Below are 16051 nucleotides of genomic sequence, written 5' to 3'. Positions count from 1 at the left end.
CATGTTAATTGTTATTTTGTAAAAGTGTAAATGCATCTCTATAATAGTGCGCAAACCAAATGCGGTACGCATATTTGAGTTATGGTGCCTTTTGAGTTGCAAAAGTACGTCTTATCAATATAATGAGCAATACCTACTAATTGGGATGTTACTTAGGCATACCTGTTTGTAGGTATAAATGTGAGTTTTTTAAGACATTAAGTTGTCTATCAAGTTGTTAGCTTGTTCAATATGAAACTTGTAAAATAATTAATCTATGTCCTTTAAGTTGTTTCCTTGTAAATGTTCTTACCTAATATTAAGGCTCATCATTTCTCTTCTACCTACAACTTGTTACTTCTCTAAAAAAATCATTTTATTAGCTTATTGATAAGTGATCGAAATACATAAAAATAGGTATTTTGCATTTTTTTTCATTTTCGTACCTTTGCAACCAAATTTATAACACTCATTATTCAAACAATTATTAAAATGAAAAAAATGACTACCGCCCTGTTTTTGGGCCTTACAGCCATGGTCTTTACATGGACATCGTGTGACAAATCAGAGGATTTATCCCAAAAGAAAGAGAAAGAAGAACAAAGTGCGATTTGCAAGCATGTCGATATTTTGTTGCAAGAAAAACAAATGACCAACTACGACAAGTGGGTTTACATTGATTTGGAAAGTGGCAAGACTGAAACCCAGACAGATTATCGCACATGGGTGTATGGCATGATGAACCGGCAAACGGGCGAAATGGATCAGATTACCAAAGAGGTACCCGAGCGTGCTAATAACGAACCAAAGAAGTGGCACATCGCTTTCCACTTGTATGACCCCATGACCAATGGCGGTGAGGTGATGATTGCAGGTAAGGATACCACCTCTCTTGACCAAATCACTGAACTTCCCAAGGGTGGAACATGGACACCAGACAAGCCTGTATGGATTTTGGTAGATATGGCAGGTATGATGCAGATGCCTCCGACAATGGGATACAGCAAGGGATTTTCTAATCCTAATCTGCACAAGTATATGCGTCGTGCGGGGATGGGGCAATATGAAATGGCAAACAAAGGGCGCATCTTTATTGTAAAATTCAAGGATGGAAGTTTTGCAGCCATCAAGTTCACAGAAATTACTGATGCGACAGGAAAGAAGAAACAAGTGTCATTCGACTACAAGTTTGTTAGAAAAAAATAAACCCTTATGAATATAACCACCTTTCATTCCGCTGATAAGGGCATGAAAGGTGGCTTTTTTGCTTTATCAAGGCAGCAACCTATCAAACCGAATGTCCATTCTCGGAAAGGCGTTGTCACCTATACTTCTTTCACCGCAATATCGCTCACTATATAATAAATATGGTGAGAAACAAACAAACCATCAAAGGTAGGTAACCCTCATCTATTTTTTCTTTGTTTTCATGAACAAAATATTCTTGCTCTGCTTATTCGCAATACTCCAATTTGTCACGACCTCTGCCAAAGCCGACGCTGCATCCTCTCGCTATACCATTCGTGGAACGGTAACCGATGAATGCAACAGACCGCTGCCAGGAGCACTCATTGCGGTTTCTGGCACTACCATTAAGCAAGGAACGAATAGCAAAGGCATGTTTGAAATCACGGTCAACGAAAATCGTAATTATGACATTACTGCTTCGTATGTAGGCTTTCAGCCCAAACATGTCATCGCACGCCCCGGTCAAGACGCCAGCATTACGCTGTTCCCCTCGCGCACCAACTTGAACGAAGTGGTTGTAACTGGAACCCGTAGTGACCGCCCATTAAAAGATATGCCTGTACTGACACGAGTTATCTCGCGGCGCGAAATAGAAACGATAAACGCCATAGACCTTACCACACTGCTGCAAACGGCATTACCGGGATTGCAATTCTCGTACAATGACATGTCACAAGCTACCGAAATCACTTACCAGGGTCTGGGCGGAAAGGCGGTACTCTTTTTGCTCGACGGTGAGAGAATCAGTGGAGAGGGTGGTGCCAACAACATAGATTACGGCAGGTTTAACGTAAACGACATTGAACGGATAGAGATCGTGCGCGGAGCTGCTGCCACCTTATACGACAGCAGAGCCATCGGGGGTGTTATCAACATCATTACACGCAAAGGTTTCCGTCCCGTTACCGCTCGCGTTTCCACCCGATATGCAGGGCGAAACGGCGAGATGTACTCGGTTTCGGCAGGTGTCAACCGTAAGAACTTTTCAGCACTCACCTCGTTCGGGTATCGCAAGCGTGAGTCGTATACCATTGCCGACAGTACCGGTAAGGTGCGTGAGACACGTTTGTCTAACGGGGTGGTTAAGCGTGATACGCTGCCTGCTTACCAGTCTACCATTCACGGATACAGCATATTGGATGTCTCTCAAAAATTGTCATACGTGTTCAACGACCAGCTACGCGCGGATTTTCGGGGCTCGTACTATAACAACAGGCGTCCGAGCAATGAATACAAAAAACTGCATCAGGTTTACACGGATTTGACATTGAGCGGAAAACTGTCATACATACCATCCAGCAATCAGAACATAGAGCTGACCGTGATACGTGACGACTATCAGAAGACCAATGTGTTTGACAAGGTAGACCTGAAAGAACATGTGTATCGCAACATCAACACAACGGGAAGACTGTATTATTCGGGTACGTTAGGAAAACACACCATAAGCGCAGGTGTTGACTATGTTCGCGAAGACTTGAAACATTATTTCCTGCCAGACACTGCACAAATGCACACAAGTCAATTTTCTTGCTGTTTGCAGGAAGACTGGAAACCGTGGCGGCAACTGAACATCGTGGCGGGCGTGCGTGCCGACAAGGTTACAAGATATAAGCTGCACTTTACACCCAAACTATCAGTCATGTATCGCCCTTGGGCGTTTGTTACTGCCCGCGCAGGTTATTCACAAGGGTATCGTGCGCCAAACCTAAAAGAGTTGTATCAAGAATGGACCATGGGTGGACTTATACAAATGTATGGCAATCCTAACTTGAAACCTGAAGTGGGAAGCCAATTGTCCGCATCTGTCGAATATGATAAGAATGGGTTGAACCTTTCCCTGTCGTCTTACTATAATAATTATCTCAACAAGATAACTTATGCGTATGTTCATCCAGAAAAAAACATGGACATGAGATGGGAAAACGCCGACAGCGTTAGGACGTTTGGGGTGGAGGCGACGGCCAATTACAAGTTTGTCTGGGGGCTGCAACTTGCGGGAGCATACACCTATATTACCGATTATAATAAGAAAAATGGATATAACCTGTCATGGCTGCGTCCACATAGCGCCAAGTTAAGTGCCGTATATTCAAAGAAATGGGGAAAGACGACAGAAACGTTGTCACTCTACACCAACTGGGTGTCGGCTCTCTCTACCTACACTTACAAAAGTAATAAAGATGAGCAGACAGGTAAAGTCGTTGAGAGCTTCACGCGAGAAGATTTTGATGCACGCACTATCTGTTCGCTCAACTTGCGCTCGCAATTACCCCATGGCATTACTATCGGTGTCATGATTGATAATTTGCTGAACTATAAGGACAAAGCTGTTGATTCAGGATTACAATATCCACAAAATGGTCGTACTTATGTTGCTACGATTTCTATTAATATTGCAGATATGCTCAAGCTATAATCATATTAGAACATAATGAAAAAGAAAATTATCATTGCCGCTATTACAATAATAGTCATCATTTTGGCAACATGGGGATGGAATCATTGGTTCTCACGTACCCGTATTGCATTTGTAAATTATCAAGCCATTGAACTTGCTCAAATTAGTCGCGCCAACGACAATGGAATGATTAAGATAGAAAATTTAAGTGCAGAAAATCTTGACGAGCTCAACAAGTACGACATGGTGTTTGTGCAAGCCATGGGGCTGAAACTTACTGGTGAACAGCGCAAGCTCATCACGACGGCTGCCCAAAAGGGGGTTCCCATACTAAGTACGATGATTACAACTCCCGAAAACGATTTTACGACCATTGACCAGGTTAGTGCTGACACCTTGCGGCTGTACCTGGGAAACGGTGGACGACAAAACTATCGTAATCTCGCCTTGTATGTACGCAAATACATTGACGCTAAATACTTTAAGGCTCCAACTCCACAACCTGTAGTAGAACATATACTTGGGCTGTTGCATCATCGTCCGAAAACAGAGGATAAGGCTGCCGATGATCTGCAGTTTAACTCTGTAAAAGAATACAATGCTTATTTAAAAAAACAAGGGTTGTGGCACGAAGGCGCACCGGCAATAGTGGTCATGGGTCCGATGGGCGAACCTACCTCGTTGATTGAACGATTGGAACAAACAGGAAATAATGTTTATCCTGTTAACGACATTCGAAAATTTATAGAAGAGGGGCATGCTGACAGCATTCCTCTGCGTGCAGTTATCAATATGGCACATGGACGAGTTGGTGATAACTTGGTAGCTTTCTTGCAGCAAAAGAACATTCCCTTGTTCGCTCCGCTCAACGTAAACCAACCAGAGAAGGATTGGCGTAATGACAAACAGGGAATGATGGGGGGATTTTTATCGCAAAGCGTAACTATGCCAGAGATAGATGGAGCTATCCGTCCGTTTGCTCTTTTCGCTCATTATAAGGGAAAAGACGGTCTTGATTATGTAGATGCGATACCCGACAGATTGAACACTTTTGTGAAAACGGTAAACAATTATATTCGCTTGAAAAATATACCAAACAGCAAAAAACGTGTTGCCATTTATTATTACAAGGGGCCTGGCCAAAATGCCTTAACAGCAAGTGGTATGGACGTCTGCTCTTCATTGTTCAATTTGCTCACCACCATGAAGCAACAGGGGTATAATGTGCAAGGTCTTCCGTCATCAGCAGAGGAACTTGAAAAACTTATTCAACAGCAAGGAGCGGTTTTGGGTACATATGCCAAAGGTGCCATCGCTCATTTCATTCATGCAGGGCATCCTGCGCTGGTAAATAAAGAGGAATATGATAAATGGGTAAAGGCATCTATCGTTGGTGAGAAATATAAGGAAATAGTAGAGAAGAATGGAGAATTTCCCGGTAATTACTTAGCGACAGACAAAGGCGAATTGGCTATACCACGAATACAATTGGGCAATATTGTTCTCATGCCTCAACTTGCTGTTAGCACAGAGGGTAATTCCTTCAAGATTGTACACGGAACAGATGCAGCTCCCTCTCATGCTTTCATCGCGTCTTATTTGTGGATGCAACATGCTTTTAAGGCTGATGTGTTGGTGCATTTTGGCACACATGGCAGCATGGAGTTTACGCCAAAAAAGCAAATTGCCTTGAGCAATGAGGACTGGTCCGATAGATTAGTGGGTTCAATTCCTCATATATATATATACACAGTAGGCAATGTTGGCGAGGGGGTTATCGCCAAACGCCGTTCGTATGCTTGCTTGCAAACCTATCTTACACAGCCTTATATGAAAAATGACGTACGCACTATGTACAAGGCATTATTGGATAAAATGGATGTGTATCATACTAAAGTGGCTAAAAAACTTCCTGGTATAACGGAAACAGCCTTGCAAGTGAAGGCGATGGTTGTGAAAATGGGCATTCACCGCGACTTGCAATTAGATGCGAACCTTAAGCGGCCGTACAATGAAGAGCAGATGCAACAGGTAGACAACTTTATTGAAGAATTGGCAACCGAAAAGATCGGTGGGCATTTGTACACGTTGGGAGTACCTTATGATACCCAAGGTTTGCACTCTACGGTTATGGCGATGTGTGCCGATCCTATTGCATATGCGCAATTCGCAGTAGACAAGCAAAAGGGGAGAGCGTCTGATGTCATGATGAAACAACGTTCTTTGTTCGTACAACGTTATCTTTACCCCGCTCAGAAGTTAGTAGATAAACTTCTTGCAAACCCTTCTCTTGGCAATCCAAAAATGGTGTGCCAAGTATTAGGTATCGCTCCTGCCGAATTGCAAAAAGCACATCATCTTTGCGAGGCTCTTAACGCGCCATCCAGTATGATGGCTATGATGCAAGGCATGAGTAAAAAGTCACCGATGGCTAAAGGCATGAAAAAGAACATGAATTCCATGAAAGGAAATATGCCAAAGGGAATGGGAATGGGTGGCATGAGAATGCAAAAGCCTTCGTTCTCATCTCATGAAAAGGATTTAGCATTTGCTGTCATAGAAGCCGAACGAACAATTATGAACGTGGCGAAATACCGCAAATTGCTGATACAAAGCCCCGCAATGGAATTGAGAAGCATTCTTAACGCAATGAATGGTGGCTACACATCACCTTCACCAGGGGGCGATCCTGTGACGAATCCCAACACATTGCCAACAGGGCGTAACATGTATAGCATTAATGCCGAAACAACTCCCAGCGAAGCTGCATGGGAACAAGGTAAACAACTGGCAGAAAACACCATTGCCCTGTATCGACAACATCACCATGACAGCATTCCAAGAAAAGTGAGCTTTACGCTTTGGAGTAGTGAATTTATTGAAACACAAGGCGCATCTATTGCACAGATTTTATACCTTTTGGGGGTAGAACCCGTTCGTGACTTCTTTGGACGCATATCAGACATCAAGCTTATTCCGTCAAAAGTGTTAGGACGTCCACGCATAGATGTAGTTGTACAGACCTCTGGACAGTTGCGAGACTTAGCCGCATCACGCTTGTTCTTAATCAACAGGGCTGTCGAAATGGCCGCCGCTGCTCATGATGATAAGTATGAAAACATGGTAAGCGAGGGAGTAAAGGAGACCGAGCGAGTGCTGACAGAGAAAGGTGTTTCACCAAAAGAAGCACGAAGCATGGCTGCACGACGAGTGTTTGGTGGAGTAAATGGCAATTATGGCACCAACATACAGTCGATGGTAATGAGTAGCGACCAATGGGAAAACCGTTCAGAGATAGCAGATACCTATCTTAATAATATGGGAGCTTTCTATGGTGATGACAAAGAGTGGGAGGATTTTAAACAATATGCCTTCGAAGCTGCTCTTACTCGTACGGACGTCATCGTTCAACCGCGACAAAGTAACTTATGGGGAGCATTAAGTTTAGACCATGTTTATGAGTTTATGGGCGGGCTCAACATAGCCGTCACCAAGGCAACAGGCAAAGAACCCGATGCTTACATTAGTGATATGCGCAATCATTACAATATGCGTATGCAAGATTTGAAAGAGGCGGTGGGCATAGAGAGCCGGACTACCATCTTCAATCCTGCTTACATCAAAGAGCATATCAAGAGCGGAAAAGAGGGTGCTGATGAGTTTGCCAAAACAATACAAAACACTTTTGGTTGGAACGTGATGCGTACCAACGTGATTGACCAACAGTTTTGGAATAAAATTTATCAAGTTTACATCAAAGACGAATATAAAGTAGGAATACAGAAGTATTTTGAACAAAAAAATCCTGCAGCTCTTGAAGAGATAACGGCCGTGATGCTGGAAGGCGCGCGCAAAGGTATGTGGAAACCTACGCACGAACAAATAAAGACCTTGGCTTCGCGGCACATGGACTTAGTGAACCGCTTTAAACCTTCATGTTCAGGATTTGTGTGTAACAATAATAAACTCCGTCAGTTTATCGCGAAGGAGGGAGCGGACAATGCCGTTCAACAGCAACAATATCTTCGAAACATTAATCAGATAAGAGAGAAGGCAACTGATGGCAAACAGGGTATGACCATGAAGAAGGAAACTCTGTCTGACAACCAGAATACTACCTCAGACTCCGTAAACGGTACGGTTATTATCATTGTCGTACTTATTGCCATAATTGCTGTTGTACTCATTGTGCGACGCAATCGTAAAATGCGATAAAAATGAAGGAAGGCTGTTTCTGAAAAATACCATCTTATGAGTTGATTAAATTATATAAGAATACATCTTGAATTAAAAAACATGTTCAAAATCCATCATAGATAATTTTCAGAATCAACAAAGACCCCAAAAATTAAACAATGAAATTGATATAATGGTTACTGTCATAGCTATTCTTATGTTATTGGTTTGCTTCAATTTTCTATTGAAGCAAACCTTTGGAACGTGGAAAGGAATTGCGGTATACACCATGCTCATAGCAGTGTTTACGATAAGTACATGGCCTATCGCCATTAACCAATCGCGTACGCATATAGCCGAATGGTTCGCTTCTGAGCCGATTATGCAAAATATGGCTGTCATACTTTCAGTAGACATTATTGTCCAATTGCTTTTTTGTATGGTTGCAGCGCGGGAAAAGACAAAGATGCCACAGGCTGCTACGTTTCGTCAAAAAATATATTACGCTATATTACAATGGTGGCCAGGCTTTGCAATCTTTCCTGTTGTTTTTGCCATGCTGGTTGAGTGCATCTTTGGCTTGCCCGGCCTCTCGTTCTCGCTCATAGCATATGTATTGGCGGCAGTATTTGTCGTATCCATACCATTGCTCACTTTTCTGTTGCGAAGACTTTTAGGCGATAGAGACGTACGCTTAGAAATGCTTTTCCTTTCAAATTTAATCGTGGCAATGATTGCTGTTGTGGCAACGGTTCGGGTATCGACACCACAAAATAGCAATTCGCCAGTTAATTGGTTCGCTACGGCTGGAGTGGCTTTGTTGCTTGCACTGGGCGTTTTCTTAGGGGCATTGATACGTTACATTAAAATAAAATAGGACATTGATAAATACATGATTATAAAAACATCTTGATTGAAAACTAAATAAAAACAAATATGACTTATATTTCAGATTTTCTTTTTTGGATTACCACAGGACTTTTAATTCCTGTCATCGTAATTTTATTGTTGCTCTTTATCCGAGCATTACTTTTGTTAGGGACATTCTTCGGACAGTATCTTGGCATGCGACATACGGTGCGTGTCATTGAAAAGCATTTCGACACTCTTACCGTCGATGGATTGCCCAGTCTCAAAGAGCAGCTGCCTACGCAAAGAACGTCGCCTCTTTTAGTTTATGCACATCGCATATTAGACGCGAAAGGAAGCGAGCAACACATTGAGAGGTTGCTTTCACAATTTGAAATAGATTATAATAAAGAGATAGGCGCGCCTGCCTTGTTGGCTAAATTAGGACCACAGTTGGGACTTATGGGAACGCTTATTCCCATGGGACCTGCTCTTGTGGGATTGTCAACAGGCGACATTGCTTCTATGGCGTACAATATGCAAGTGGCTTTTGCCACAACCGTCGTAGGATTATTCTCGGCTGGCGTAGGCATGATAACAATGCAGGTTAAGCGGCGTTGGTTCATGCAGCAGCGCACACAATTAGAGTTCTTGGCAGATTTAATCTTAGAAAACAAGGGAAAGGTATGAGAAAACGTCGCCGTTATGCATCATCTTCAAACGATGAAGATTTTAATCCCATGGGTGTGGTGGGCAATCTTTTTGACGTGTCTATGGTCTTTGCTGTGGCTCTCATGGTGGCATTGGTAACACGGTACAAGATGCCAGAGATGTTCAGCAGTCAGGATTTTACGATGGTAAAAAATCCAGGTAAAGAAAATATGGAGATTATTACCAAAAAAGGTAAAAAGATAGAGCGTTATACACCGTCCAACGATAAAAGTAATGCCGATGGTTCCAGAGGAAAAAAATAGGAATAGCCTACGAATTAGATAATGGACAGGTGATATATGTGCCCGAATGAGAACTACTCATGGAAAGTTTTGCAGTAAAAGAATGATTACCGTTATCAGTCACCTTGAATGCGCTGTCGTCAGAAATAGCGATGCCATCTTCGCAGCTGCTTCTTTTCATCGGCTGGGATTCAACCGAACCTCCGCACTCACTGGTGATCGTCACCTTCTTGTCATATAAGCTGCGCAGAATAGTTTCAACAGAAACATCCGAAGATTTCGTCAGTATTGGACACGGCTGGTCGTTGACCAAGAGATTGCTCAAAGAAGAATGGCGTTTCGTGAATATTTTAAACTAAGGCTATATGCACTACATGACTGTCATATCACTCGAAAAGTCGGATGAACCACTTTTTTCTCCGAAGAATAATTCAGCATGAAATACTTTTTATTTGTTGTAAAGTATTTTCATAATTTACTTAAACAATCAATGATGATTGAGAAACAATGTGTATTAGTCCAAAATAGTCCACTTTTTGAATGTATATTGAGCGTTTTTGATAGTCGTTGATTTCCTTACATTTTCCTCTACTTCCCGCTACATCCTTACCTCTTGGAATAATACCAAAAGCCCTCTATTTTTGCATCGTCAGACCTGACTGAACGCCCTATGTGCAAGGGCGAGTTATTCATTTCAAAACAATTGAATTATGAAGATAAACGAATTACTGGACATGCCTGTTTGGCAGTTGATAGGTGAAGAATTGCTCTTCATTGCACAACATGGCAATATGTCCACAAAAGCAAAGGAGGAAAACAGCTCCTCCAAAGATGAAAAGCGATATGTGTATGGGGTGGTTGATATTGTACATCTCCAGCAATAATACGGAGACCGTAATCCAAGTTACGAGGGGACAACACCATGCTCGAACGTAGTGTTGTTGCACACTCCATTATTCGCACTTTTATTTATTTCCAAAAATTGCATTTCTTCATTGAACTTACCAGGAAGTTTCTACTGAGCCTGCAAGAATCTGTCGATGTTTGCTTGTTCCAATTTCAGCAGCCACCGCTTCCTGTCCAGGCCTCCCGCATAGCCCGTGAGGCTTCCGTTGGTGCCGATGACCCGGTGACAAGGAATGATGATGGAGATGGGATTGCGTCCAACGGCACCACCCACCGCCTGGCTCGACATGCTTTTCACACCGTGTTGCCTGGCCCATTGCATGGCAATGTCCTTGTAAGTGGTGGTTTCTCCATACGGAATGGTTAACAATAACTGCCATACAGTCCTGCGAAACGGCGTGTCGTTCAGCAGCATCGGGGGTGTGAACGTAGGACGTTTGCCCTGAAAATAAACGTCTAACCAAGTGCGGGTCTCGTCAAAAATGGGGAGCGCATGATGTGAAGGTTGGTCACATAGCGTGTCGCCGAAGTGCTTCTGTCCTTCAAACCACAATCCTGTAAGCTGCTTGCCATCGCTGCCCATGGTGATGATTCCTAAGGGAGAGGCGTATGTGTCGATATATTGTTCCATTCCAAAAATGCTTGGTTGCTGTACAAAGATAACGAAAAAGATGATATCAATGGCCGATGACCGTGTCAAATGTTTGTGAGCAAGAGCATGTTGAAGCCATCTTTCGCGTTCGTTTTGCTTTGGTATCAGCTTTGTGTTCATTTATCTGTCTCTGTCTGTTATCCTGTCTTTAGAGTTACAGCTTTTCATCTTCTTTTGTAATAAATCACACCCTTTGTCCGTTTATATAGAAAAATAAGCATCATGAAGAAGTTATTGCTGTCTATGGCCCTGCTGATGGCCTGCACATTTGCCATGGCTCAACGCAGTGTTGGGACGTGGTCACTGATTCCCAAGGTAGGGGTAAACTTGGCAAACATCTCTAATTTTGACGTTGTCATTGGTGGTTTGTACCCTGATGGGCAGCAGAATGAAGTTGAGCAGAAATCAAAGTACCGCGAAGGATTTATCGGTGGACTGGACGTACAGTATCAAGCGGTGGATCAGGTGGCGTTCTCTGCCGGTGTGTTCTATTCGGTTCAGGGAATGTGTTTTCAGTCATCAGAAACGATTGATGAGGCAAAAGTACACTATACGTCTGATGATGTTCAGTGGAAATACGATTATCTTACGCTTCCCTTGATGGCTCATGTGGCGGTTCTTCCTGGTCTTTCGTTCAATGCTGGCGTGCAAATGGGCTATCTCTTGTCGGCAAAAGGTAGGGCATCCTTGTCGCAATTTACAGTCGACAAAGAAGGAAAAGCGCATTATCAGACTGGCGAGAAGGGGCATTTGCTGTATGCCTACACCGAAAAATATGACAACCTGTCCTATTCAAAGCGCTTCGACGTTTCCATTCCTGTTGGCTTTTCGTTGGAGTACAGCCATGTGGTGCTGGATGCAAGATACAACTTCGGCCTGACCAAGATGAACAAATATACCCAAGATAGCATGAAAAACAAGGTGTTCACCTTCACGGTTGGCTATGTATTTGACCTCTGGTAGTTAAACCCAACTAAGAGTAAAATTACGCTCTCCACTATCCTCTAAATTGTAAACTGAAAAGGCTTTTTTTGGTGGTGCTCATCAGTTGTTTTTCAATAACATAGAGTTTGGGTGCTAAAGTCATAGAGTTTGGACGTTAAAGTCATAGAGTTTGGACGCTAAAGTCATTGAGTTTAGCTATGCTTCTCATGCTCCTGAAAATCAATCACCTACGATTGCGTATTTTTAGAAAAATACTTTTTCGGTAATAAACGTGCTGCTATAAATTTCCGTTTATTTGTTCTCTTTTACACATATATCGTAACTTTTACTTAATTTTGTGCGCTGAAACGAACAAAAACAGTTCTTAAGTGACAACTCAATGCAGATGATAAAAAGTACACTTCGTGGTGTGGGCCAAGTGATGTTTCAGGACAATGCGCTGTCGGGCGCACTGATGCTTGCAGGTATTGCTTGCAACTCCCTCCTCATGTGCTTGTTTGCCTTGGCTGGAAGTGCCATTGGTACATGTACGGCTGTTGCCCTTCGATATGACGCGGGGCGCATCCGCGACGGCTTGTATGGTTTTAATGCTGCGCTGGTGGGTATCGCCGTACCCTGCTTTATGCCCATTCATGCAGGTTCGGTTCTGCTCATGGTAGTGGCATGTGTGCTATCTGCGCTGGTGACGCGACTGTTCGAGCGGCAACGCTATGTCCCTGCGCTCACCGCACCCTTTGTACTCATCACCTGGGCAATGCTGCTGTTGGGTCACGTTTTTCCCCAGTTGCAGCTGCCAGCAACGACAGCTGTCGATACTGCGGAAAGTTTCTCGTTGGTTCGGGCCGCCTCACTGAGCTTTGGACAAATCATGCTTCAGGGCAACAACCTGCTCACTGGCTTGTTGTTTTTCCTTGCCATTTGTGTCAATTCGCGCAAGATGGGCATGGAGTCGCTTGTAGCCTGTGCACTGTGTCTCGCCGTGGTGTGTGTGCCGGGTGTCAGTACCACCCCGGTGAACAACGGTATGTATGGCTACAATGCCATACTTGCTGTTTTGGCAGTTGCCAATATTCTTGGCATTGGCTCATGTACTTACGTCAAGGCATTGATAGCCCTGATACTATCGTTGCTAATGCAGTATGCAGGTTTGCACATGGGGCTTGTCACGCTCACCGCACCTTTCGTGTTGTCGGTGTGGTTAGTGGCTTTGTATCATACTTTTGTAGTTAAAATCAAATAAGATTATAAAAAATGAAAATGAAAATTAAAAGATGGTTAAGCCCCACCTTATGGGGCATTGTGCTTACCATGACGGTGAGCATTCCCACCTTGGGCAAGATAGTAACAGTGGACAAGTCGATAAATATTGCCCGCAAATATGTCAATGTGAGCCTTTCGGAACGCCATGCTACGAGGGCGTCGCATGGTACACCACCTTATTACATTTATAACGATCGCCACGGACGGGGCTTCGTTGTGGTGGCAGGCGATGATGCCATGGGACAAGTGTTAGGCTACTCGCACACAGGAACGCTCGACACGTTGCGTGCAAGCGAGGAGCTTAAATTCCTGCTGAGTGCTTATCGTGACGCCTTTCACCAAATACAAAGGCAACCCAGCACAAGAGCTACCGTTACCACTACGCCCCCTAACCGAAAGGAGGTGGCTCCGTTGCTTACAACGGCATGGAATCAAGACGACCCTTACAGTCGTCTTACGGGGTACAACTACACAGGATGCGTGGCTACGGCGGTGGCGCAAATCATGTATTATCATCGCTGGCCAGAGCGGGGAAAGGGCAGCTACTCGTATGTAGTGCGCTCTGACAACCGCACGATGAGTGTGGACTTCAGTGAGTCGGTATACCAATGGGACAAGATGTTACCCAAATACAACACACGCATGGCACTTGCCGATGCGGAGGCTTGCGACGCTGTGGGGCTGCTCATGCGTGATGTGGGCGTGTCGGTGAACATGCAGTACACCTCTTCATCCAGCGGTGCACAAACCTTCATGGCTGCCAAGGCACTGAAAACGTACTTCAATTATTCCACCTCCATGCTCAACAAGTCTGATGAGGGCGCAGCTGCTTTCACTCAAATATTGCGCAAGGAGATAGAAAACGGCTTCCCTGTGTACATCAGCGGTAGCGTGAAGTCGGGCGGTAGCGGACACGCATGGGTGGTAGACGGTGTAGATAAGGACAACCTCTTTCACATGAACTTTGGTTGGGGAGGCGGTGGCGACGGCTACTTCTCCGTTACAGCACTCAACCTTTCCACCACAGGACAGGAGTTTGGCCGTAAGCCTCTCTCCTTCAACAAGCAGGTGCAGATAGTTTTGGTGCATCCTAACAAACCGGGAAGCGCACCCATTGCTGCCGAACTTGCTGATGATGCACCCAACTTGTGTTTCAACTCGGAGGGCAATATGAGCGTAGTTGGCGGCATGCCCACCAACAAACAGCAACCCATGACGGTTAGTTATCACCACTTTAAGAACCAAGCCGACGGAACGTTTGCCGGAGATATTGGCTTGGGCGTGTACAACGAGCAGGGCAAGCAAGTAAAAGTGGTGCCATCGGCATGGCACGACAACGGTGGATACACTGCAGAGCGCGGCAAGCATAACGGTGGCGTGCTGCAATCGGGACAGTTGATTGATGATGCTTGCACGTTTACGGTGAATCTTGAAGACCTTGCCGATGGACGCTACTACTTGCAGGCTGTGTGTGCCAGCCTCAAGGATAAGGACATCTACGGGGCATGGTGCAAGATGAAAACGGCACCACGCATAGCCTTTCAGGTGCAAGGCAACGACGTGCGCCTATTTGAGAAACCCGATGACAAGGCTCCTTTCGCATTGACATCCCATCCCTATACGCTCAAACCATGTACTGCCGGAAACAAAGTCACGCTGTGCCTGACGATACGCAAGCTCACGGGTACGCCTTTCGATGGTACGGTGAGGGTGTCGCTCGTGGATGATGACAATCATGTGGTGGCTACAGGACAAACCGCAGAGGCAGTGGATTTTGAGATGTTTGCCGAGACAGAGGTGAGGGTGGACATGCACTTGCCCGATAATCTGCAGCCAAAGGAATACAAACTGAAGGTAGAGGTCGTCAAACAATATGATGCCGACAACATTGCCACGGTGGGTATGGTGCATGGCAACGAGCCGTCTACGTTGCAGGTAAATGCCGCTAAGCCCAGCGACAAGCTTTTCGCACAACTTTTGGGTATGGTGCAAGACAACAGTGGATCTTCCATATCTCCCATGAACGTTGACCTCAGTGGTAATCCATTACTCAAGATAGGAGTGGTGATGACGCTTGCACCTCAAGCCACCTACAACGGCAAATTGACGCTTTGCCTGATTGATACGCAAACCCAGCGACGCATTTCTTTGGGCAGCAGTGCTCAAAAGCAATATAACTTGTCGGGTGGAGGGGATGATGAAATATTTGTTACAGGATGGTTGAGAAACAAGGACAGCTTGCCCGTCATCAACAACCGTACATACCGATTGGCGTTAATGGGCGTGGTAGACGGCATGGAGTGTGATTTGTGGAACGAGCACTGCCCTCCCTTTGAAGTGTCGTTCGTGAACAGTATTTACAATAATTATCCTGACGAGACCACACATATAGACACAACACAAAGCTCGCTACGCATGATGAGAGGTAACAACTGGATTGACGTGCAGGGCGAGGATTTGGCGCATGTGCAGGTGTTCGCACTTAACGGAACCCTGATTGCCGCCTTTGATGCCCACGGTCAACATACGGTGAGGTTGCACGTTCCTTCTGCGCAAGTGGTTGTTGTGCGGGTGAAAACCCTTCATGGCAGCACCTTAACGAAGAAGTTAAGATAAAACTTTGGGAATAAGATATTCAGCAACAATACGTGAAAAATATTGTCGTATTGTTGCTGTAGTCAA

The 16051-nt window shown here is 44.5% G+C and carries 10 protein-coding genes and 2 pseudogenes; 11 read left to right on the top strand and 1 reads right to left on the bottom strand.

Translation table 11 applies throughout. The features are described 5' to 3' along the window. Positions 1 to 471: 471 nt before the first annotated feature. The 8 genes and pseudogenes from HMPREF1254_RS05925 to HMPREF1254_RS11735 all read left to right on the top strand — a co-directional run. Positions 472 to 1185 carry an HmuY family protein gene (locus HMPREF1254_RS05925; RefSeq protein WP_023057743.1) on the top strand — a complete coding sequence of 238 codons (714 nt, stop codon included), beginning with the start codon at positions 472 to 474 and terminating at the stop codon, positions 1183 to 1185. Positions 1186 to 1408: 223 nt separating this feature from the next. Further along, positions 1409 to 3646: a TonB-dependent receptor gene (locus tag HMPREF1254_RS05920; RefSeq protein WP_023057748.1), complete on the top strand. Its 2238-nt coding sequence runs from the start codon at positions 1409 to 1411 to the stop codon at positions 3644 to 3646. A gap of 15 nt (positions 3647 to 3661) precedes the next feature. Continuing rightward, positions 3662 to 7843 (top strand): cobaltochelatase subunit CobN, encoded by a 4182-nt coding sequence (locus HMPREF1254_RS05915; protein WP_023057730.1) that lies wholly within the window; start codon positions 3662 to 3664, stop codon positions 7841 to 7843. A 154-nt stretch (positions 7844 to 7997) separates the two neighbouring features. Beyond that, entirely contained in the window at positions 7998 to 8681 is a 684-nt protein-coding gene (locus tag HMPREF1254_RS05910) for a hypothetical protein (protein WP_023057740.1), read from the top strand. Between the two features lie 59 nt (positions 8682 to 8740). Next, positions 8741 to 9343, top strand: a complete 603-nt coding sequence (locus tag HMPREF1254_RS05905; protein ID WP_023057747.1) for a MotA/TolQ/ExbB proton channel family protein — start codon at positions 8741 to 8743, stop codon at positions 9341 to 9343. After that, a pseudogene (locus HMPREF1254_RS05900) lies at positions 9340 to 9677 on the top strand (DUF2149 domain-containing protein). Before HMPREF1254_RS05905 ends, HMPREF1254_RS05900 begins: the two are co-directional and overlap by 4 nt. 32 nt (positions 9678 to 9709) lie before the next feature. Then, positions 9710 to 9847, top strand: a complete 138-nt coding sequence (locus HMPREF1254_RS11990; protein ID WP_155945427.1) for a hypothetical protein — start codon at positions 9710 to 9712, stop codon at positions 9845 to 9847. A 469-nt stretch (positions 9848 to 10316) separates the two neighbouring features. Next, positions 10317 to 10481 (top strand): annotated as a pseudogene (locus HMPREF1254_RS11735) (DUF3853 family protein); the annotation flags it as partial. Between the two features lie 140 nt (positions 10482 to 10621). Here HMPREF1254_RS11735 and HMPREF1254_RS05890 read toward each other — a convergent pair. Further along, positions 10622 to 11143 carry a methylated-DNA--[protein]-cysteine S-methyltransferase gene (locus HMPREF1254_RS05890; RefSeq protein ID WP_036880157.1) on the bottom strand — a complete coding sequence of 174 codons (522 nt, stop codon included), beginning with the start codon at positions 11141 to 11143 and terminating at the stop codon, positions 10622 to 10624. A gap of 243 nt (positions 11144 to 11386) precedes the next feature. Between HMPREF1254_RS05890 and HMPREF1254_RS05885 the strand changes: the two genes are divergently transcribed. The 3 genes from HMPREF1254_RS05885 (at position 11387) to HMPREF1254_RS05875 (ending at position 15985) form a co-directional block, all read left to right on the top strand. After that, complete coding sequence (locus HMPREF1254_RS05885; protein WP_023057733.1) at positions 11387 to 12127, top strand: porin family protein; 741 nt, start codon at positions 11387 to 11389, stop codon at positions 12125 to 12127. A gap of 367 nt (positions 12128 to 12494) precedes the next feature. Next, on the top strand, positions 12495 to 13349 hold the full coding sequence (locus HMPREF1254_RS05880; protein ID WP_231385817.1) for an urea transporter: 855 nt from the start codon (positions 12495 to 12497) through the stop codon (positions 13347 to 13349). 17 nt (positions 13350 to 13366) lie between these two features. Then, a complete protein-coding gene (locus tag HMPREF1254_RS05875) occupies positions 13367 to 15985 on the top strand; it encodes a C10 family peptidase (RefSeq protein WP_023057739.1) in 2619 nt (872 codons plus the stop codon). The last annotated feature ends 66 nt before the right edge of the window (positions 15986 to 16051 follow it).

This window comes from Prevotella sp. BV3P1 (assembly GCF_000479005.1).
Lineage (GTDB): Bacteria > Bacteroidota > Bacteroidia > Bacteroidales > Bacteroidaceae > Prevotella.
The sequence above is the reverse complement of the archived record's forward strand: the minus strand, read 5'-3'. Positions and strand labels throughout refer to the sequence as shown.